This is a genomic window from Streptomyces canarius, from assembly GCF_014650735.1.
In the GTDB taxonomy this organism is placed as follows: domain Bacteria; phylum Actinomycetota; class Actinomycetes; order Streptomycetales; family Streptomycetaceae; genus Streptomyces; species Streptomyces olivaceoviridis.
Window position 1 is genome coordinate 115,113 of sequence record NZ_BMVN01000023.1, and the last position, 20,055, is coordinate 135,167.

The window sequence follows — 20,055 nt, forward strand, 5'->3', positions numbered from 1 at the left end:
AGCGGGCTTAGCTCGCCTGCCGCAGTAAGTCCCTGGCACACCTTGAGACACGCGCTAGCTCTGAACTAGGTGCGATGTGCGCTAAGCGGTTGACGCACCTCTGGGCCCTAGTGCACAGTTGATCTCGCTTCACCACCCGGTGGAGCACCTACCGAGAGGACGTAACACCCATGCCTCGTATCCGTGTTGGCCTGCTCCCGTCCGCGTCGTTCATGGTCGGCAACCTGCCGGTTCCGAAGTACGCGGACGCCGAAAAGACGCAGTTCGCCGTGGACCGTGAGACCGGCGCGAAGCTGTTCGTTGTCACCCTCTTCTTCATGGAGGACGACCGCGCCGAGGCCATGAAGATCACGGTGCCGGAGACCGGTCTTCCCAACGGCCTCAAGCCGGGTGTGCCGGTCATGCCGGTGGAGCTGTTCGCCACCCCGTGGGCCCGGATCTTCAACGGATCGCTCTCGGACGGCATCGCCTACCGCGCGGAGCGCCTGGACCTGGTCGGCGGTCCGGCTTCGGCCGCTGAGGCGGCGTGAGCTGTCTCGTGTTCCAGTCCGGCGTCGAGTGCAGCTACCCACTGCCTCACGCCGGGCCGGATGCCCGGCTCAGTGACTCCCTCATCAACTCGGTGGCGGCCGTGCTTCTCGGCTACGGCTTCCCCCGGCTCGCCGCCCCAGATCGGGCGGCCCTCGAAACGGCCCTTGCGGCCTTTCTCTACGACTCTCAGGAGAGCAACACATGAAGGACAACGACCCGACCGAAGGGGCCTTCGGCTACGGCCTCCTGGTCGTCGGCGTGGCGCTGGCCGTGCTGGTCGGCTGGTCGGTGTGGTGGGTGGTGCGCTACCTGCGGGCCGATGCGATGACCCGGCAGTCCATCCGGCAGGCCGTGCGGGTGCGGCGGACCTGGAAGCGGCTCGCACAGATGCTGAAGCTGTGCGCCACGGACAAGATGCCGACCCCGCTGGCCTCGCTGGCGAACACGGACGGCAAGCCCTTCAAGCCCCGCATCCTGGTCCCCACCCTGAAGGTCACGCATGACGCGTACGGGGTGATCGCGCGGGCGGGCTGCCTGCCCGGCGTCGGCCTGGAGCAGTACCAGAAGGCGGCCCCGCATCTGGCGGACGCCTGGCGGTGTACACGCGTGGCGGTCACCCAGGACGAGCCCGGATCGGTTGTCATCCGGGGGGTGCGGCTCGATCCGCTGAAGTTCCCCACCGAGCACCTTCCCACGGGCACCGTGCCGGAAAAGGTGGCCCGGTGGGAGGTGGGTGTGGACGAGTACGCGCAGCCGGTGTCCGTCGACTTGCGGCAGGTGCCTGGCGTGACCGTGGCCGGCCTTCCCGGCAAGGGGAAGACGTCGCTGATCAACCGGCTGTTGTCGGACTGGGCGCCCGCGCCGTGGGTTCAGTTCGCCTGCGCGGACGGCAAGGTCTCTGCCGCGTACGAGGGTGACTACTACGCCTGGGTCAAGCGCATGTTCGCCTTCGTCGGCGATGACCTCGAAGAGGCCAACAAGCTGTTCAAGAGGCTGGTGGACCTGCGGCGCAAGCGCTCCGCCCTGGTCCTCGATGTGCTCGGGGTGAAGTCCATGTGGGACGTGGGCCCGTCCGAGAAGTGGCCGCTGGTCGTGCTGATCGTGGATGAGGCGCACACCTACTTCCGCGACCACAAGGGCAGCGACCCCAAGACGAAGAAGCTCGCGGCCCTCGCTGCCGAGAACGCCCGGCTCGTGGAAGACCTGGTCAAGAAGGGCCGCTCGGTGGGCATCCTCGTCATCCTCGCTACGCAGAAGAGCACGGGCGACGCTATCCCGACCTTCATCCGCGACGTGTGCCCCGTGGGCCTGAGCTTCGCGCAGAAGACCGCCGAAGCTGCCGTGGCGGCCCTGGGGGAGGACATCCGGGACTGGCCGGATGCCAACCCGATCAACCTTCAGGACCCGGCCTATGTCGGCGTCGCCTCGATGAACCACCAGTCGCAGCCCGGTTTCACCCGCATCCGCACGCCCTACGTGCCGGACGCGTGGGCGGAGGAGATCGCGCAGACCACAAACCACCTGACCGCTGACCCGGCCGACCTGCTCCCAACCGTCAACCTCACCAAGGAGGACCCGAACGACGACGGCTTTATGGCGCCCGTGGCGGCCTGACCATTCACACGCCTGAGCCCCCGCGAGCAACGGAAAGGAGGTGAACCCCCAATGTCTGAGGACCGGATCACACAGCGCACCGTGACCGTGGTCATGGGCATCATCGCCGCCCTGGCGTTCGTCTTCTCCTTCGGCAACGTCTGGGCCCTGGCCCTGCGCCTCGGCGTCCCCGCCCCCATCGCACCCCTGATCGCCCCCATGGTTGACCTGTCCGTGGTCGGCCTCCTGGTCGCCCTCCGCTACCTCTCCCTGCGTGGCGTCCCACCCGAGCAGATGAAGGCGGCCACCCGCCTCATGCACGTCTCCGGACTGCTGACCCTGGCCCTCAACATCGCCGAACCCATCGTCGCCGAGCACTACGGCCGCGCCGCCGTGGACGCCGTGGCCCCGGTGCTGCTCCTCGGCTGGGGAGCGGTCGGCCCGCAGCTCCTGCGCTCCTTCCACGCGGTCCCCACCAATGCAGCCGCCCTGGCCCCGGCTGCCGAGACGGAACCCGCCCGAGAGCACGCCCCGGCCTCCCCCGAACCGGAAACCGCCCTGACGCCTGCACCGTCCGTCACGCCGGAACCGGCTCCGGTCGCCATGCCCAGCACCCCGGCACTCTTCGCGCCTGCGCCTGCGGTCAAGGTGCCTGAGCCGCTGCTCGCCGAGGCACGCTCCATCGCCGCGTCCCACCATGCCGAGCACGGCGAACCCATCACGGCGGCCCAGCTCAAGAGGCGACTCGGCATCGGCCTGCCCATGGCCACCGCCCTCCACGCCGCCCTGTAGGGCCGCGCTCTCCCCGCCGGCACCCCGGCATCTCCCGCCCTCGCCCGTCCCTGGGCCCACTTCGTCATGCCGGCGGGCAGCAGCCCGAGCGCACTGTTCGCTGCTGCCCGCAGGCACCACCCTCGCGCCAGAGAGGAGACCCCGCCACTCATGCGCCGCCCCCTCGACCTGCGGCACGTCGTCAGCCCCGGCCTGCGGGACCTGATCGAACTGGCCAACACCCACGACTTCGACCGCGTCACCGAACAGGTCCGCAACCTGCGCGGCTGCACCCGTCCCATCAACCTCCACGGCTGGACGGTCACAACCGACCCGGCCACCAAGGAGGTGGTCCGCTCCTATCACTCCGAGGACGAACCCTCCGGACGGCTGCTGACCACCTGCGGCAACCGCCGTGCCTCCCGCTGCCCCGCCTGCTCACGGGTGTACGCCGCCGACACCTACCACCTGATCAAGGCCGGACTGTCCGGCGGCAAGAACGTCGCCGAGACCGTCCGCGACCACCCCCGCGCCTTCGTCACCCTCACCGCCCCCTCTTTCGGCCCCGTCCACAATCGCAAGACCGACGGCACGGGCAAGTCCCGTGCCTGCGCCTGCGGCCAGTCCCACGCCGAAGACGCCCCGGAACTCGGCACCCCACTGAACCCGGCCACGTACGACTACGCAGGCGCCGTGCTCTGGAACGCCCACGCCGGACAGCTCTGGGCACGCTTCACCACCTACCTGCGCCGCGCCCTGGCCGAACACCTCGGCATGACGCAGAAGGCGCTGAACGCCGCCCTGCGCATCTCCTTCGCCAAGGTCGCCGAGTACCAGAAGCGCGGCCTGGTCCACTTCCACGCCGTGATCCGCTTCGACGGGCCCGACGGCCACACCACCCCGCCCCCGGCCTGGGCCACCTTCGACGCCCTGAGCACCGCCGTGGGCCTGGCCGTCGAGCGCGCCCGGCTCATCGTCGAGTCCGACGCCATCGGCGAGCGCGACATCGCCTGGGGCCGTCGGTTCAAGGTGGACCCCATCACCGCCCTGGGCGACGGCGAACTCACCGACGCCAGGGTCGCCGAGTACACAGACGCCAAGGTCGCCGGCTACATCGCCAAGTACGCCACGAAGAACGCTGAAGGTGCGGGGACCGTGGACCGCACGTTGATGTGCCGCCCGTGCGCCGGGCGCGGCTACGTACGCGGACCCTCCCGCCTGCCAAACCGCTGCGCTGACTGCCATGGCACCGGACAAGCCGAACCCATCAAGGCCCTGCCCGTCCAGCAGCACGTACGGCAGATGATCCGCACCGCCTGGGACCTCGGCCACCTGCCGGAGTTCGCCGAACTCAAGCTCTGGAAGTGGGCTCACATGCTCGGCTTCCGCGGCCACTTCTCCAGCAAGTCCCGCGCCTACTCCACCACCCTTGGCGCCCTCCGCGACGTACGCCGCGCCTGGCGCATCGCCCAGGCAGAAGCCGCCCGCGCCCGCGCCGGCCTCCCCGCCACCGACGAGACCACCCTCGTCACTACCTCCTCCTGGACCTATCTCAGCAGCGGCTACCGCCCCGGCGAAGAACTCCTCGCTGCCCAGGTCCGCCATGACATCGCCCACACCCAACGCCTCAAGCAGGAAGGACTTGTGCCCGCATGACGACGGCCGTGCTCACCGTGGACCAGGTCGCGGAACGTCTCGGCATCAGCCGCTGGAAGGTCCACGACCTGATCCGCTCCCGCGAACTCGCCTCCTTCAAGATCGGCCGCTGCCGCCGCATCAGCGAAGCCGCCTTGGACGCCTACGTATCCCTCCGCACCGAACAGGAAGCTGCCTGATGGCCAAGCCGAAGAAGAACGCCAACAATGAGGGCACCATCTACCAGCGGAAGGACGGCCGTTGGGAAGGCAGTGCCTACGTTCTGACGACGGACGGCACGTACAAGCGGCGCAGCGTCTACGGCAAGACCTGGGATGAGGCACACGAGAAGCTGACCAAGCTCAAGGCTGATTCCCTCAGCGGGTTGCCGGTCGCCACCAGCAAGATGACCATCGGCGAGTACCTGACGTACTGGCTGGTGTACGTCGCCCAGGGCAAGGTGCGCAGGACGACGTACGTCAACTATGAATCGCTCGTCCGTAACTACGTCACGTCCGAGTTCGGCAGGAAGAAGCTGGCCCGGCTCACCGCCCGCGACATCCGGGCCTTCCTGACCAAGACGGCGGCCACCTGCCAGTGCTGCGCGCAGGGCAAGGACAAAAAGCGGCCGGAGCACAAGCGGCGCTGCTGCGCTCTCGGCAAGTGCTGCAAGAAGCTCCCTTCTGATCGGACCGTGCGCTTCCTGCTCGTGATCCTGCGGGCCGCTCTCCAGCACGCCGTACGGGAAGACGAGCTGCCGCGCAACGTCGCCCGGAACGTGCAGCTGAGCATGGGAACGAAGCGCGAGATCGAACCGCTCACCGCCAAGGAAGGGCGTCAGCTCCTGGCGGCGGCCCGTGACAACCGGCTGTGGGCCGTCTACGAGCTGGCGGTCCGTGTCGGCCTGCGTCGGGGTGAGCTGCTGGGGCTGCGCTGGTCGGACGTGGATCTTCACGAAGGTGTCCTCACCGTCCGGCAGGCCCTACAGCGAGTCGGCGGCGAACTGCTGATCGTCGCACCGAAGACTCAGCGCTCGGCCCGCCGCGTGGCTCTGCCGGCGGAGTGCGTGACCGCGCTCCGTGCCCAGCGCGCGCAGCAGGTAGCCGACCGGAAGGCGGCCGGTGCCAACTGGAAGGGGACGGGGCAGGGCCTCGTCTTCACCACGAAGAACGGGACCCCCATCGAGCCGCGGAACCTGAACCGGTCCTTCGAGGCGCTGTGCGCTCGCGCCGGAGTCCGTAAGGTCCGCTTCCATGACCTGCGCCACACCTGCGCGTCCCTGCTCCACGAACAGGGCGCCGATGCTCGAATGATCATGGAAGTCCTGGGACACAGCTCCATCCGCGTGACCATGGACATCTACACCTTCGTACGGCTCGACTCCCAGCGGTCCGCCTTCGACCGCGTCGGCGACGCACTGAGGGGTGACGGCAACGGGCCGGACGATGACGACGGCCCGGCCGGTGTGCTCGTGGCCGTCTGATCGGTCCCGCTCCCGCCCTCGGAGGCGGTTGCCGTCAAACACTGCCGTCAAGGCAAAAGCCAGAGGCCCTGTGGATCTCTCCACAGGGCCTCTGAACTGTTGTGCACTCGGCAGGATTCGAACCTGCAACCTTCTGATCCGTAGTCAGATGCTCTATCCGTTAAGCTACGAGTGCTTGTTCTTTTGTCTTGCCCCCGCTCCCGGTCCTTTCGGCCCGCTCGCGGCGACAGGAAGAACATTACATGACTGCCGCCGTCATGTGAAATCCGATCCGCACACCCCTTGTGACCTGCGAAAACGTCGACCTGGGGCGAGGAAGCGGCGAAGGCCGGTGAACGCCGAAGCCCCGGTCCTGGGGACCGGGGCTTCGGGATCGGGCGGAGGCGGAGGGATTTGAACCCTCGATGGGCTTTAAGACCCAAACCGCATTAGCAGTGCGGCGCCATAGACCGGACTAGGCGACGCCTCCAGCACAACCGCTCACGCGAGCGCGCGAGTGGTGCGTGCAGATGATGACACAGTCGAGTACCGCGTCACCAATCGCCCCCCACGGTACTAGGCACCTGGGCCGCAGGGCAAAGGGCTTCTCCCCCGGCGGGGCGCAACGTCCGGGGCACGGGCGCGTTGGAAGGGGCATGGACTCTGTGCTGCCGGGCGCCGGGCGGCGCCTTCTGCTCGCGTCGCTCTCCGTCGCCGCTTCCCTCGTCCCCCTCACCGCCGTGCCCGCCGCCGCGGCCGGCGCCACGCCGCCGCCCGTCCGGCCGGAGGACCAGGGTGATCACCTCACCGTCGTCGTCCGGCACGCCGGGACGGGGCGGGACGGGACGTACGAGGTGCGCTGCCATCCCAGTGCCGGCCGGCATCCGGACGCCGACGAGGCCTGCCGGGTGCTCGACGCGCACACGCGGTGGGGGCAGGACCCCTTCGCGCCGGTCGCCGCCGGCACCCCCTGCACCATGCTCTACGGCGGCCCGGCCACCGCCCATGTCACCGGGACCTGGGCCGGACGCCCGGTGGACGCCTCGTACGACCGCAGCGACGGGTGCGAGATCGGGCGGTGGGACCGGATGGTGCCCCTGCTGCCGCGCATGGGCGGACCGGCGTAGCGAGCGGTGGGCGGACGCATTGGTTCCGTAAAGGTCCCGGGGAGGACTCGGGGATCCGGCGCATACGGTCACGCGTTCGCCGTCACTTCCTCGTGGGACCTCCCTCTCATCCGGCGCCGCGAGCGGGACCCGTGCCCTTAGACTCCCTCGCGTGACACGTCGCGGGCCGGTTGGCAAGATGGCCCGAGCGGTCGGCAAGGTGCGGTAACAGGGAGGAAGGCGTCTCGTGAGCAGCAGGCCATCCCGAGGCGCTGCTCGCCTCGCAGCCATACTCGACGCGCTGCCGGACGCGTTGGTCCTGGTCAACGCCAACGGAACCGTCGTCAACGCCAACACCATCGCTCTGGAGGCCTTCGAGACGCCCGGTACGGCTCTCGTGGGGCGCGGGCTGCTCGATCTGCTGCCCGAGTTCGACTCCCGGCTCATCCCGGGCTCCATGCGGCGGCCCGATCACATGGATCCCACGGGACGGACCAAACCGACCCGGATGGTCGCGCGGCGGACCGACGGGACCGAGTTCCCGGTCGAGGTCACCAGCGCGAATCTGGAGAACGGGCAGCAGGCGTACGACGGTTACGGCTACACCGGCGACGAGCTGCTGATGCTCGTGGTCCGGGACCTGTCCGGGACCGTGGACACCGAGGCCGAGCTGGCCCGGTCGCAGCGGCAGACCGAGATGATCCTGCGGGCGGCGGCGGAAGGTGTCGTGGGTACCGACACCGACGGACGGATCGTGCTCGTCAACCCGGCCGCCGCCCAGATACTGGGGTACCGGGCCGGTGAGCTGGGCGGCAAGGAACTGCACACGCTGGTGCTGCACTCCCGTGCCGACGGCTCGCCCTTCCCGTACGACGAGTCGCCGCTCGCCGACACCCTGCGCTCCGGGCGCAAGCACCGGGTGCGCGGGCAGGTGCTGTGGTCCAAGGGCGAGAAGAAGGTGCCGGTCGACCTGACCACCGCGCCGGTGCGCGACGGCGACCAGCTCGTCGGCGCCGTGATGACCTTCACCGACCGGCGGCCGTACGACGCCCTGGTGGAGGAGAAGGACGCGCTGGAGAAGGCGCACGCCGAGGAACTGGAACAGCTCTCCGAGGAACACGCCTCCGACCTGACCGCGCTGCGCCAGCGGCATGTCACCGAGATCGAGGAGCTGCGCGAGCAGCACACGGAGGAGCTGGCGGCCGGCGAGGAGCGGTACGCGGCGCTCGCCGAGCGGGAGAAGGACCGGTACGAGGCCCTCGCCGGGCGGCACGAACAGCTGCTCACGCTGCTCGGGCAGTCGCTGCGCGGGCCGCTGGACGAGCTGCGCCGCGAACTGTCCGCGCTCGCCGCCGACGACGCCGGGCAACTGTGGCCCGAGGCCAACCAGGTGCTCCACCACCTCTCGGCCGGCTACTCCCGCATCACCACCCTCATCGACAACGTCCTCGGGTACCAGCGGCTGGACGCGGGCAGCGAGAACATCACCCGTACGAAGGTGATGCTGGACGCCGTCGTCGCCGCCGGCGTGGACGGGGCCGTCGAGCTGATCGGGCCGGGGCGGGTGCAGTTCGCCGTCCACGCGCCGCCCATCGAGGCCGAGGTCGACCCGCAGCGGCTCGCCACCGCGCTCGCGCACCTGGTGGCGGACGTCGCCGGGGTCGACGCCACCGGCAACACGCCCGTCTCTGCGGGCGGTTACCTGGACAACACCGTCGTCGTGGCCGCCGCGCAGCGCGGCGCGGTCGCGCGGATCGAGGTGCGCGGCCCGTACGCCGGCGGAGACCCGGTGCACGAGCCGATCGTGCGCGGGATCGTGCGGGCCCACGGCGGTGTGCTCCAGACGCACGAGGTGCCGGGCATGAGCGGCAGCGCGTACGTGCTCGAAGTACCGCTCGGCGGCGGGGCGGGCGCGGTCGCGGCAGGAGCGCCAGGGGCAGCCGGTGCCGCCGCGGCGCCGGTCGCGGTGCGGGTGCCGGACGGCGGTGAGGGCGGCGCGGACGACGCCGGTGCGGCCGGGCAGGGCCCCGGTGGTGGCCGGCGGCGCGCCCGGCGGGCCTCCACGGACGCCTTCCTGGACAGTGACGTGACCGGCGCGGGTGACGCCGGTGAGACGGAGGCGCCCGCGCCGACCGGACGGCGCCGGCGGCGTGCCGCCGCGCCCGCCGAGGAGGGTGCCGCGGTCCCCGCCGAGGGCGCGGAGAACGCCTCCGGCGGGACCGGACGCCGCCGCGGTCGGCCCGCGGACAACGCCGAGGCCGGTGAGGGCACCGCCGAGGACGTGTCCGAGGGGTCCGTGGTGACCTCGGCCGAGCAGCGCGCGGGGGCCGCCGCCTCGGGTACGGGACTCGGCGGCACCGTGCCGCCGCAGGGCGTGCCCGTGCCGACGGGCCGACGCGCCCGCCACGACTCCGGCGCCCCGCAGGCCGCGCTGCCTCCGGCGCTTCCGGCGGCGGGCAGCGAGCCGGGTGCGCGGGCGGTGCCGCCCGAGGGCGGCACCGTGGTACCGGCGCAGGGTGGCGAGGCGGATGCGGCCGAGGGCGCGCAGCCGACGGGACGGCGCCGACGGGCGTTGGCCGCGGCGGCGGAGCGGGCCGCGGCACAGGAGGCGGGCGGCGCGCGTACGGTCTTCGCCCTCCCGCCGGCCGAGGCGGACCGGTCCCCGGACACCCCGGGCCCGGAGGGCGGCGCGGCCGACACCACGGGAACCGGTACGGGCGCGGGTGCGGCCGTACCGGTACCGCCGGGTGGCGGCGCGGCTGCGGTCCCGGGCGCCGGGGTGCCGGTGGCTCCCGGGGCAGGGGGTCAGGCGGCTCCTGGTGCGGGCGCCCCTGCGGCTCTCGGTGTTGGGGTCCCGGTGGCTCCCGGTGCTGGGGTTCCGGTGGCTCCTGGGACTGGGGGCCAAGTGACTCCCGGAGCTCCCGTCGCCCCGGGTGCCGGTGCACCTGTCGGCCCGGACGCCGGTGTCCCCGCCGGTGGGCCTGTGGCTCCCGGTGCGGGGGTTCCTGCCGGTGGCCCCGTGACTCCCGGAGTCGGCGTGCCCGTGGCCCCGGGTGCCGTTGCCCCGGCCGTCCCCGGTACGGGTCCCGCGACCGGTGGTCGGCCCGGCGTCGCCGGTGCCGGGCCGTTGCCCGGTCAGGTGCAGGTTCCCGCCCGGATGCCGGTGTCCGTCGAGGGCTTCCCGGGTGACGACGGCCGGCACGACGCCGTTCCGCTCGACCAGGCCGACGACCACACCCCGCCGCAGCCGCATCCCACCAGCGCCCCGACCGGCCGACGCCGCCGGGCCGTGGCCCAGCCCGCCGAGGCAGCCCGTACGGTGGCGCCCGCGACCGGGCAGCCCCCGGCGCAGCCCCTTCCGGCGCCGGCCGCTTCCGGTCAGGTCCCGCAGGGGACGGCCGTACCCCCGGGCCCCGGTCAGGGGACCCCGGCGCACAGTGTCCCGGCGCAGGGGTCGGCCGTACCCCCGGGCCCCGGGCCGGGCAACCCCGTCCAGCCCGGTGCCACCGCGCCCGGCACGCCGGGCCACCCCGCGCCCGCACCCGTCGCCCCTGGTCAGCCCGCGCCCGCCCCGGCGGCACCGGCCTCGGCCACGCCCGCCCACGGCATGCCGGCCCAGGGCACGCCCGGCCAGGCCCCGCAGGGCCAGGGCACGGCTCCCCACCTCGCTCCCGCACAGCCGGGCACCCCGGCCGCCGCCACTCCGGTGGCGTCCCCGGGTGCGCTGCCGTTGCCCGCCGAGGCCGGCACGGGCCAGGTGCCCGCGGGGACGCAGGCCGCCCCTGCGCCGCCCGGCGTCCCGCAGCAGTGGCCGGGAGCCGACGACACCTCCGGCACCGGGACCCGTACACCGGTTCCGGGCGCCCCCGCCGCCGACGTCCCGCGACAGTGGCCCGGCTCCGGCGACGCCTCCGGTGCGAAGGCCCCGGGCACCCCGGGGGCCGACGTCCCGCAGCAATGGCCCGGCACCGGGGACACCTCCGGCACCGGGATCCCCGCCCCCGGCGCCCCTGCCGGTGGCCGGCCGCAGCGGGTCGCGCTGCCGCTGCCCGCCGAAGCCGCCCCCGGCACCCCCGTCGACCCGGACTCGACGCAGGGACGGGCGATCAGCGTCCGTACGCTCGGGCAGGGCGTGCCGTTCGCGCGGCAGGCCGCTCAGGTGCAGCAGCCGACGGCGACCCCGCCGCCGCACGCGCCGGGCGGTTCGGGCCGGCGGCGCAAGCTGGGCACGCGCCCCGACCCGGGTCCCGCCGGCCAGGAGTCGCAGCCGGACCAGGCGGCCCGGCCGCACCCGTCGGCCGAACCCGCGTCCGCGCACCCCACGCCGACCGGGCAGCCGTCACCCGGCGACCAGAACCCGCTCGCCGGGCAGCCGTCCCTGCCGCACCCCTCGCCCACCGCCCCGGCACCCGTGCCGCAGTCCTCGCTCGGTGGGCAGGCGCGGCCGGCGCAGGGCACCGAGGGGGGCGGGCGGTCGTACGCCATAGGCGCCCCGGAGCCGGATGCCGCCGAGGGGCCGGAGCCGCTGGACGGTCCCGGTGGGGCCGTGGAGGTGGCGGACACCCCGCGTCCGCAGCCGCTGGACGACGAGCTGCCCCCGGAGCCGCTGGACAACCCGCGCCGGCTGCTGGTGTGGCCCGCGCCGGACGTGACGACCCAGCAGGCGCTGAGCGACCGTGGCTACCGGCCGGTGATCGTGCACTCGCGCGAGGAGGTCGACGCCCAGATCGCGGCCTTCCCCGCCGCGCTGTTCGTGGACCCGCTGACCGGGCCGATCACGCGGACGGCGTTGCAGTCGCTGCGGCAGGCCGCCGTGGCCGCCGAGGTCCCGGTGCTGGTCACGGCCGGGCTCGGGCAGGCGACGCGCGAGGCGGCGTACGGCGCCGACCCCGCCGTCCTGCTGAAGGCGCTGGCTCCCCGGGACAGCGAGCAGCATCCGCCGCGGGTACTGCTCATCGAGGAGCACGCGGAGATCGCGCTGGCGCTGACCGCGACGCTGGAGCGGCGCGGGATGCAGGTGGCGCGGGCCGCGAACGACAACGACGCGGTGACGCTGGCGGGGCAGTTCCGGCCGAACCTGGTGGTGATGGACCTGATGCAGGTGCACCGCCGGCGGGCCGGGATCGTGGACTGGCTGCGGGCGAACGGGCAGCTCAACCGCACCCCGCTGGTCGTCTACACCGCCGCCGTCGACCCGGCCGACCTGCCCCGGCTGGCCTCCGGCGAGACCGTGCTGTTCCTCGCCGAGCGGTCGACCAGCGGCGAGGTGCAGTCGCGGATCGTGGACCTGCTGGCCCGGATCGGCACGAACTGACCGGTCGGCGGTAGCGGTCTAACAGGCGATCAGCCTGCGGGCCGCCTCCTTGATGGAGGCCCGCAGGCGGTCGTGGTCGGTGTCCTCCGTGCCGGCGAGGATGCGTCGCGTCTGCGGGACCACGGTCATCCAGTTGGTCAGCGCGGTGAGCAGGATCAGCAGGTGGCCGGCCGGGATGGCGTCCGTGATGACGCCCCGGGCCTGGCCGTCCTCGATCGCGGCGATCTTCCTGGCGTAGTGGTCCTGGCGGGCCGCCTCGTCAGGCAGTTCGGCGCTGCCGTACTCCATGCCCTCCCAGAAGAGCAGGCGCACCAGTTCCGGGTGGGCGTCGTGGTAGTCGAGGAGGCGGTCGACCCAGCCGTCCATGTCGTCCGGGTCGACGGGTACGGCCGCCGCCAGGTCGGTCAAGCGGGTGCCGAGGACCTTGCTGAACAGCTCCGCCTTGTTGCCGAAGTACGCGTAGATGAGTTGCTTGTTCGCCTTGGCCTCGGCAGCGATGCGGTCGATGCGGGCGCCCGCGATGCCGTGCCGGGCGAACTCGGCGGCCGCCGCCTCGAAGATCCGGGCCTTGGTGGCCTCGGGGTCCCTCACTGATGCCATGAGGACAGGGTAGGCCGGGCGAGGCGGTGGCCAACGAGTTGGTTGGCGGGGAATGCCGGCGGCGGTGCGGGCTGTTGGAGCGTAGTAACCAACGAGTTGGTTACCGACTAAGGAGCAGCTCCCGCCCATGCCGTCAGCCATCACCACCCGCCAGGCGCCCGGACTCCGGGCCCCCGCCCGCGAGCGGTCCGCCTCCGGCTCCCTCTTCCTCCTGCTGATCGCCGTCTGCACCGCCGTCACGGCCGCCAACATCTACCTCGCGGCTCCGCTGCTGCCGCTGATCGCCCACGACTTCGGCACGACCCCCTCGGCCGTGGCCTGGATCGCCTCGGTCGCCCAGCTCGGCTACGCGGCCGGCCTGCTCTTCTTCGCCCCGCTCGGCGACCGGGTCAACCGGCGCCGGCTCGTCGCCTGGCTTTCCGTGGCCACCACCGTCGCGCTGCTCGTCGCGGCCGTGGCCCCGGGCACCGCGGCCCTCGCCGCCGCCGTGTTCGTCGCCGCCGCGGCGACCGTCGTACCGCAGTTGCTCGTCCCGCTCGTCGCCGCGCGCGCCCCGGAGGACCGGCGCGCCCAGCATGTCGCGGCCGTGATCGCCGGGCTGTTCACGGGCATAGTTGCCGCCCGCGTCGTCGGTGGTCTGGCCGGACAGGCCCTCGGCTGGCGCTGGGTGTTCGGCGGGTCCGCCGTGCTGACGCTCGCCCTGGGGCTGGCCACCGCCCTGGCCCTGCCGGCCGAGCGGCGGGTGCGTACGGGCGGGCTGTTCTCCGGGATCGCGGAGCTGCCGGGGCTGCTGCGCCGCTCGCCCGACCTGTGGCGGGCGTGCCTGCGGCAGGCGGGGATGTTCGGTGCGTGGAGCGCCCTGTGGACCTCTCTCGCGCTGCTGCTGACCGGCCACGGCTACGGCCTGTCCACCGCGACCGCCGGGCTCTTCGGCCTCTTCGGCCTGACCGCCAGCGCGGTGGCGCCGCTGGCGGGGGGCCTGGTGGACCGGTTCGGCGCGGCGCGGGTCGTGGGGACCGCGTATGTGCTGGCCGCCGTCGCCGTACCGCTGTTCTGGTTCGGCGGGCATGTGCTGGCGGCGCTGTTCGCCGCCGCGATCGTGATACACGCGGCCCTGGTCGCCTCGCATGTCGCCAACCAGACCCTGGCGCTGACGACGACGTCCACGCCGGCCACCGCGAACACGGCCTACGTGGTCTCCGGCTTCGCCGGCGGCGCCCTCGCCTCCGCCGTCGCGGGGCCGGCCTTCGGCCACTGGGGCTGGACCGGGGTGTGCGCGGTGGCGGGGGTGTGGCTGGTGCTGGGCTGGACCACGACAGCGCGGAGGCGGTGAGGCGCGCGGCACCTGCTCGCGGTGGGGGTGGGGCGGACCTGGAGCACCGGCTACGGGAGCGTCTGAGAGGCCTCGGCCGGCTCTGACGCCCCGACCGGTCCACGGCGCCTCAGAGCGTGGTCACCTCCAGCCCACCGTCCGCGTACCGCCGGCGCAGCACCTTCTTGTCGAACTTGCCCACGCTCGTCTTCGGTACCGCCTCGACGACCGTCCAGCGCTCGGGGAGCTGCCACTTGGCGATGTGGCCCTCCTCGACGAGGAAGGCGCGCAGGGTCTCGAAGTCGGCGGTCGCGCCCGGCCGCAGGACGACCGTGGCCAGCGGGCGCTCGCCCCACTTCTCGTCCGGTACGGCGACCACGGCGGCCTCGGCGACGTCCGGGTGGGACATCAGCGCGTTCTCCAGCTCGACGGAGGAGATCCATTCGCCGCCGGACTTGATGACGTCCTTGGCACGGTCGGTGAGGGTGAGGAAGCCGTCGGGGGAGATGGTGCCGACGTCCCCCGTCTTCAGCCAGCCGTCCTCGCTGAACTTGTCGGCGGGGCGCAGGGGTTCGGCGTCGGGGCCGTTGTAGTACGCGCCGGCGATCCAGGGGCCGCGCACTTCCAGCTCGCCCGCCGACGCGCCGTCCCAGGGCAGGCGTTCGCCGCCGGGGCCGGTGAGGCGGGCCTTGACGCCGGCCGGGAAGCGGCCCTGGGTGAGGCGGTAGGCGAACTCCTCCTCGGTGCCCGCCGCGTGGGCGGGCGGGCGGGCGACCGTGCCGAGCGGGGAGGTCTCCGTCATGCCCCAGGCGTGGCAGACCCGCATGCCCAGCTCGTCGAAGGCCGCCATCAGGGAGGGCGGGCAGGCCGAGCCGCCGATGGTGACCTGGGTGAGGGAGGAGACGTCACGGGGTGTGGCGTGCAGCTCGCCGAGGAGGCCCTGCCAGATGGTCGGGACGGCCGCCGCGTGGGTGGGCCGTTCGTGTTCGATCATCTCGGCGAGCGGGGCGGGCTGGAGGAAGCGGTCCGGCATCAGCATGTTGACGCCGGTCATGAAGGTGGCGTGCGGCAGGCCCCAGGCGTTGACGTGGAACTGCGGGACGACCACGAGCGAGGTGTCCTGGTCGGTCAGGCCCATCGACTGGGTCATGTTGACCTGCATGGAGTGCAGGTAGATGGAACGGTGGCTGTAGATGACGCCCTTGGGGTCGCCGGTCGTGCCGGAGGTGTAGCACATGGCGGCGGCCCGGCGTTCGTCCAGCTCGGGCCAGTCGTAGCCGGCCGGCCGGCCGGCGAGCAGTTCCTCGTACTCGTGCACCCGGGCGGTGGCGCCCTGGAGCGGGGCGCGGTCGCCGGGCCCGGACACGACGATGTGCTCGACGGTGGGCAGCTTGGGCAGCAGCGGAGCGAGCAGCGGGATCAGCGAGCCGTTGACGAGGACGACCTTGTCGGCCGCGTGGTTGACGATCCACACCAGCTGTTCGGCGGGCAGGCGCAGGTTGAGCGTGTGCAGCACCGCGCCCATGGACGGGATCGCGAAGTACGCCTCGACGTGCTCGGCGTTGTTCCACATGAGCGTGGCGACCCGGTCGTCGCCGGTCACTCCCAGCTCGTCCCGCAGGGCGTGCGCCAGCTGTGCCGCGCGGGCCCCGACCTCGGCGAAGGTGCGCCGGTGGGGCTCGGGTTCCCCGGTCCAGGTGGTCACCCGCGACGAGCCGTGGACCGTCGACCCGTGGGTCAGGATCCTGGAGATCAGCAGCGGTACGTCCTGCATGGTGGCCAGCACGGCGTTCCTCCCGGGCGACATTGCCTACGCGGTAGTAGGGGGGTGCGCTGATTCTGCGCACATACCACGCGGTATGTCACTAGGGGGTGTGTCACTGAGGGGGAAAATCCCGGCTAGCGCGCCAGCTCCAGTTCGGGGTCCTCGCGCAGCTTGCCCAGCGCGCGGGACACCGCCGACTTCACCGTGCCCACCGACACGCCGAGCACCTCGGCGGTCTGGGCCTCGCTGAGGTCCTCGTAGTACCGCAGGACCACCATCGCGCGCTGCCGGGCCGGCAGCCGCAGGACCGCCCGCCACATCGCGTCGCGCAGCGCCTGCCGCTCGGCCGGGTCGTCGCCGCCGGGCACGGGCTCCGGCTCGGGCAGCTCGTCGCAGGAGAACTCGTCCACTCTGCGCTTGCGCCACTGCGAGGTGCGGGTGTTGAGCAGCGCCCGGCGCACATAGCCGTCGAGCGCCCGCTGGTCCTCGATCCGCTCCCAGGCCACGTAGGTCTTGGCGAGCGCGGTCTGCAACAGGTCCTCGGCATCGCTCGGGTTCGCGGTCAGCGACCGCGCGGTGCGCAGCAGGACCGGCTGACGGGCCCGCACGTACGACGCGAACGACGGGTAGGCGGGAGTCTGCCGCCCGGGTGCGGCGGCGGCCGAGGCGCTGGTGCAGACGGGTGTGGTCATGGCTCCACGCTAGGAGCGCGGCTCCCGGCGCGGATCGGCCGCAGGTCCCGAAGGCGGGTCCCCCTCAGGTTGTAGGGGTGGGGCTGCCTCCACCTCCTGGAGGTGGAGTGCGGGTGCGCCCCGTCTGCGGGTACGACCCTGAGGAGGTCAGCCGTCCGCCGTCAGGACCAGCCCCGACGTCGGCACTCCGGTACCGGCCGTCACCAGGGTGCACACCGTCCCCGGGACCTGGTTCACGGCCGTGCCCCGCAGTTGGCGGACCGCCTCGGCTATCCCGTTCATGCCGTGCAGGTACGCCTCCCCGAGCTGGCCCCCATGGGTGTTCAGCGGCAGCCGCCGCTCCGCCACGAAGTCCGCCGCCTCCCCCCTGCCGCAGAACCCGAACTCCTCCAGCTGCATCAGCACGAACGGGGTGAAGTGGTCGTACAGGATGCCCACGTCGATGCCGTCCGGGCCGAGCCCCGCGGTGCGCCAGAGCTGGCGGGCCACCGCGCCCGCCTCCGGCAGGCCGGTCAGGTCGTCCCGGTAGAAGCTGGTCATCTGTTCCTGGGCCCGGCCCGCGCCCTGGGCCGCCGCGGCGATCACTGCGGGCGGACGCGGCAGGTCCCGGGCCCGCTCCACGGAGGTGACGACGACCGCCTGCCCGCCGTCGGTCTCCTGGCAGCAGTCCAGCAGGCGCAGCGGCTCGGCGATCCAGCGGGAGGCGGCGTGGTCGGCGAGGGTGATCGGGCGGCCGTGGAACCAGGCGGCCGGATTGGTCGCCGCGTACGCGCGGTCCACCACCGCCACGTGTCCGAACGCCTCCGGTGTCAGCCCGTAGGCGTGCAGATAGCGCCGGGCCGCCATCGCCACCCAGGACGCCGGGGTGAGCAGCCCGAACGGCAGCGTCCAGCCGAGCGCCGCCCCCTCCGCCGACGGCTCCCGGTGCTGCACCCCCGTGCCGAACCGGCGGCCCGACCGCTCGTTGAAGGCCCGGTAGCAGACCACCACCTCGGCCACGCCCGCGGCCACCGCGAGGGCCGCCTGCTGGACGGTGGCGCAGGCCGCCCCGCCGCCGTAGTGCACCCGGGAGAAGAAGGACAGCTCGCCCATCCCGCAGGCCTGGGCCACGGTGATCTCCGGGCTGGTGTCCATCGTGAACGTCACCAGCCCGTCCACGTCGGCCGGGGTGAGCCCGGCGTCGTCGAGCGCGGCCCGTACGGCCTCCACCGCGAGCCGGAGTTCGCTGCGGCCGGAGTCCTTGGAGAACTCGGTGGCGCCGATGCCGGCGATCGCCGCGCGTCCGCCGAGGGTGTCGCGGGTGCGCAGGCTCATGATCCGGCCCCCGGGACCGTGACCGTCACCGTGCCCGTCACGTGGTCGCCGAGACCGTTGGCCCCGACGACCCGGACGACGGCCGTGTCGCCGTCGACCTCCTCGACCCTGCCGGTCAGCACCATGGTGTCCCCCGGGTGGTTGGGCGCGCCCAGCCTGATGGCGACCCCGCGGAGCACCGCCGTGGGGCCGAAGTGGTCGGTGACGTACCGGCCGACCAGGCCGTTCGTCGTCAGGATGTTCATGAAGACGTCCGGGGCGCCCTTCTGCCGGGCCAGCTCCGGGTCGTGGTGGACGTCCTGGTAGTCCCGGGAGGCGAGGGCGCCCGCCACGATCAGGGTGCGGGTCACCGGGATCTCCAGCGGCGGCAGCCGCTCGCCGGCCCTCACCGGTCCACCACCCGGAACACCGGCAGGGTCAGCTCCTCGTCGCACCGCAGGAACTCCACCCGTACCGGCAGCCCGATCCGCACCTCGTCGTACGGCACCCCGACCACGTTGCTCACCATCCGCACGCCCTCGGCGAGTTCGATCAGGCCGACGGTGTACGGGGGGTCGAAGGCCGGGAAGGGCGGGTGGTGCTGCACCACGTACGAGTGGACCGTGCCCTCGCCGCTCGCCTCCACCGTGTCCCAGTCCGGGCTTCCGCAGGCGTTGCAGCCCGGCAGCCAGGGGTGGCGCGGGGTGCCGCAGCCCGTGCAGCGCTGGAGGAGGAGCCGGTGCTCGGCCACGCCCTGCCAGAAGCCGGCGTTGTCCCGGTTGATCACCGGGCGGGGGCGGCGGGCCCGGGGCCCGCGGGGCGCGGGGGCGTACTTGAGGATGCGCAGGCGGTGGACGCCCGCCGGTTCGCCGTCCGCCCGGACGTCCATGCGGGTGGTGACGAAGTAGCCCGTGCCCAGTCTGGTCGTCTTGCGGGCGGACACGTGCTCGATGACCGTGTCGAAGGCGATCTCGTCGCCCGGCCGCAGGGGCCGCAGGTACTCCTGCTCGCAGTCGGTGGCCACCACGGCGGTGCAGCCCGCCGCGTCCAGCAGGCCGAGGAGTTCGTCGTACGCGCCGCTGCGGCCCTGGTGTCCGCCGAGGCCGCCCATCGTCCAGGCCTGGAGCATGGTGGGCGGGGCGATGGCGTCCGGGCCGGTGTAGGCGGGGTTGGTGTCGCCCAGCGCCTCGCACCAGTGCCGGATCATCGGCGCGTTCACCGGGTCCTTGCCCACGCCGGCGACGGCGGCCGGCCGGCCCTCGAACGCCTTCAGCCGCGCGCCCAGTTCGTCGTCCACCCGCTCGTCGCCCACGGCACCCCCTGATCCGACCAGACGGTTTCTGACTGTCCGTCAGATTGTGTGGGGTGTCAAGGCCGGCAGCGGCCGGACCGGACCGGGCAGACGCCGGCGCGGCGGTACCGAAGCACCGCCGCGCCGACGTGTCGCGACCCCGAGGCACACCCCGCGAGCGCCCTCCTCATGAGGACCCTCGCCCCCGGCTCACCAGAGCCGCGTGAAGTTGACGTCGACGTTCCCGTTGCCCTGCCGGATCGCCGTGAACGCGGAACCGTCGACCTGGGCGGTGTTGCTCTGGTTCGAGGCGCCGGAGCCCACCGCGTTCTGGTTCGTGGTGGACGAGTTGCCGTTGTTGTCGTCGCCGACCCCGCTGCCGAGGACGGCCGCCACGCCCGAGTTCGATCCGTCGTCCGCGAGGGCGCCGTTGTCCGCCGTCGCGACGCCGGCGAAGAGGGCGGCTGCGAGCGGGAGAGCGGAGACGGCGGCGAGAACGCGGGCGGTACGGATGCTTGCCATGTGTTCCTCCAGAACCAAGCACTCTGCGGCCCTAGGTCGTGTCTTCAATTGATCTTGAGTGGTGGATCATGGTCGGGTGATACGTCGCCATGAACTGTCCGACAGGGAGTGGGAGTTCCTCCGTCCGCTGTTGCCTGAGTCCTTGCGTGGACGGAAGCGGTTGGACGA

16 protein-coding genes and 2 tRNA genes are annotated in these 20,055 nt (G+C 72.7%); 9 read left to right on the top strand and 9 right to left on the bottom strand.

Annotated elements, in window-relative coordinates; genetic code table 11:
* Nucleotides 1–170 precede the first annotated feature (170 nt).
* From IE294_RS28480 to IE294_RS28505, 6 genes are all read left to right on the top strand, one after another.
* Complete coding sequence (locus IE294_RS28480; protein ID WP_085570368.1) at nucleotides 171–530, top strand: SCO3933 family regulatory protein; 360 nt, start codon at nucleotides 171–173, stop codon at nucleotides 528–530.
* 202 nt (nucleotides 531–732) lie between these two features.
* Complete coding sequence (locus IE294_RS28485) at nucleotides 733–2,145, top strand: FtsK/SpoIIIE domain-containing protein (RefSeq protein WP_189890762.1); 1,413 nt, start codon at nucleotides 733–735, stop codon at nucleotides 2,143–2,145.
* 51 nt (nucleotides 2,146–2,196) lie between these two features.
* Nucleotides 2,197–2,916, top strand: a complete 720-nt coding sequence (locus IE294_RS28490) for a DUF2637 domain-containing protein (protein WP_189890763.1) — start codon at nucleotides 2,197–2,199, stop codon at nucleotides 2,914–2,916.
* Between the two features lie 150 nt (nucleotides 2,917–3,066).
* The gene (locus tag IE294_RS28495) at nucleotides 3,067–4,551 is read left to right on the top strand and encodes a replication initiator (protein ID WP_189890765.1); all 1,485 of its coding nucleotides are present in this window, start codon (nucleotides 3,067–3,069) and stop codon (nucleotides 4,549–4,551) included.
* Nucleotides 4,548–4,730, top strand: coding sequence for a helix-turn-helix domain-containing protein (locus IE294_RS28500; RefSeq protein ID WP_019324615.1), 183 nt, complete (start codon nucleotides 4,548–4,550; stop codon nucleotides 4,728–4,730). Before IE294_RS28495 ends, IE294_RS28500 begins: the two co-directional genes overlap by 4 nt.
* A complete protein-coding gene (locus IE294_RS28505; RefSeq protein WP_189890767.1) occupies nucleotides 4,730–6,013 on the top strand; it encodes a site-specific integrase in 1,284 nt (427 codons plus the stop codon). Before IE294_RS28500 ends, IE294_RS28505 begins: the two co-directional genes overlap by 1 nt.
* 102 nt (nucleotides 6,014–6,115) lie before the next feature.
* Here the strand turns inward: IE294_RS28505 and IE294_RS28510 are convergent.
* Both IE294_RS28510 and IE294_RS28515 read right to left on the bottom strand, forming a co-directional pair.
* Nucleotides 6,116–6,188: transfer RNA gene (locus IE294_RS28510), tRNA-Arg, on the bottom strand.
* Between the two features lie 203 nt (nucleotides 6,189–6,391).
* Nucleotides 6,392–6,482, bottom strand: a tRNA-Ser gene (locus IE294_RS28515).
* Nucleotides 6,483–6,648: 166 nt separating this feature from the next.
* Here IE294_RS28515 and IE294_RS28520 point away from each other — a divergent pair.
* Both IE294_RS28520 and IE294_RS28525 read left to right on the top strand, forming a co-directional pair.
* Nucleotides 6,649–7,119, top strand: coding sequence for an SSI family serine proteinase inhibitor (locus IE294_RS28520; protein ID WP_189890769.1), 471 nt, complete (start codon nucleotides 6,649–6,651; stop codon nucleotides 7,117–7,119).
* Between the two features lie 226 nt (nucleotides 7,120–7,345).
* Nucleotides 7,346–12,412, top strand: coding sequence for a hybrid sensor histidine kinase/response regulator (locus IE294_RS28525; protein ID WP_229917383.1), 5,067 nt, complete (start codon nucleotides 7,346–7,348; stop codon nucleotides 12,410–12,412).
* A gap of 18 nt (nucleotides 12,413–12,430) precedes the next feature.
* Here IE294_RS28525 and IE294_RS28530 read toward each other — a convergent pair whose 3' ends face one another.
* Nucleotides 12,431–13,012 (bottom strand): TetR/AcrR family transcriptional regulator, encoded by a 582-nt coding sequence (locus tag IE294_RS28530; RefSeq protein ID WP_189890770.1) that lies wholly within the window; start codon nucleotides 13,010–13,012, stop codon nucleotides 12,431–12,433.
* A gap of 127 nt (nucleotides 13,013–13,139) precedes the next feature.
* On the opposite strand from IE294_RS28530, the gene IE294_RS28535 reads away from it, so the two are divergent.
* Nucleotides 13,140–14,345 carry an MFS transporter gene (locus IE294_RS28535; RefSeq protein ID WP_189890772.1) on the top strand — a complete coding sequence of 402 codons (1,206 nt, stop codon included), beginning with the start codon at nucleotides 13,140–13,142 and terminating at the stop codon, nucleotides 14,343–14,345.
* Between the two features lie 109 nt (nucleotides 14,346–14,454).
* Here the strand turns inward: IE294_RS28535 and IE294_RS28540 are convergent, their stop codons facing one another.
* The 6 genes from IE294_RS28540 to IE294_RS28565 form a co-directional block, all read right to left on the bottom strand.
* Entirely contained in the window at nucleotides 14,455–16,110 is a 1,656-nt protein-coding gene (locus tag IE294_RS28540) for a long-chain fatty acid--CoA ligase (RefSeq protein WP_189890806.1), read from the bottom strand.
* Nucleotides 16,111–16,223: 113 nt separating this feature from the next.
* On the bottom strand, nucleotides 16,224–16,781 hold the full coding sequence (locus IE294_RS28545; protein ID WP_189890774.1) for a SigE family RNA polymerase sigma factor: 558 nt from the start codon (nucleotides 16,779–16,781) through the stop codon (nucleotides 16,224–16,226).
* Between the two features lie 147 nt (nucleotides 16,782–16,928).
* Nucleotides 16,929–18,095, bottom strand: a complete 1,167-nt coding sequence (locus IE294_RS28550; RefSeq protein ID WP_189890776.1) for a lipid-transfer protein — start codon at nucleotides 18,093–18,095, stop codon at nucleotides 16,929–16,931.
* Nucleotides 18,092–18,484 (bottom strand): MaoC family dehydratase, encoded by a 393-nt coding sequence (locus tag IE294_RS28555; protein ID WP_189890778.1) that lies wholly within the window; start codon nucleotides 18,482–18,484, stop codon nucleotides 18,092–18,094. Before IE294_RS28555 ends, IE294_RS28550 begins: the two co-directional genes overlap by 4 nt.
* On the bottom strand, nucleotides 18,481–19,386 hold the full coding sequence (locus IE294_RS28560; protein WP_229917385.1) for a bifunctional MaoC family dehydratase N-terminal/OB-fold nucleic acid binding domain-containing protein: 906 nt from the start codon (nucleotides 19,384–19,386) through the stop codon (nucleotides 18,481–18,483). The genes IE294_RS28555 and IE294_RS28560 overlap by 4 nt, the downstream gene beginning before the upstream one ends.
* A 189-nt stretch (nucleotides 19,387–19,575) precedes the next feature.
* Complete coding sequence (locus IE294_RS28565) at nucleotides 19,576–19,887, bottom strand: hypothetical protein (protein ID WP_189890780.1); 312 nt, start codon at nucleotides 19,885–19,887, stop codon at nucleotides 19,576–19,578.
* Nucleotides 19,888–20,055 lie beyond the last annotated feature (168 nt).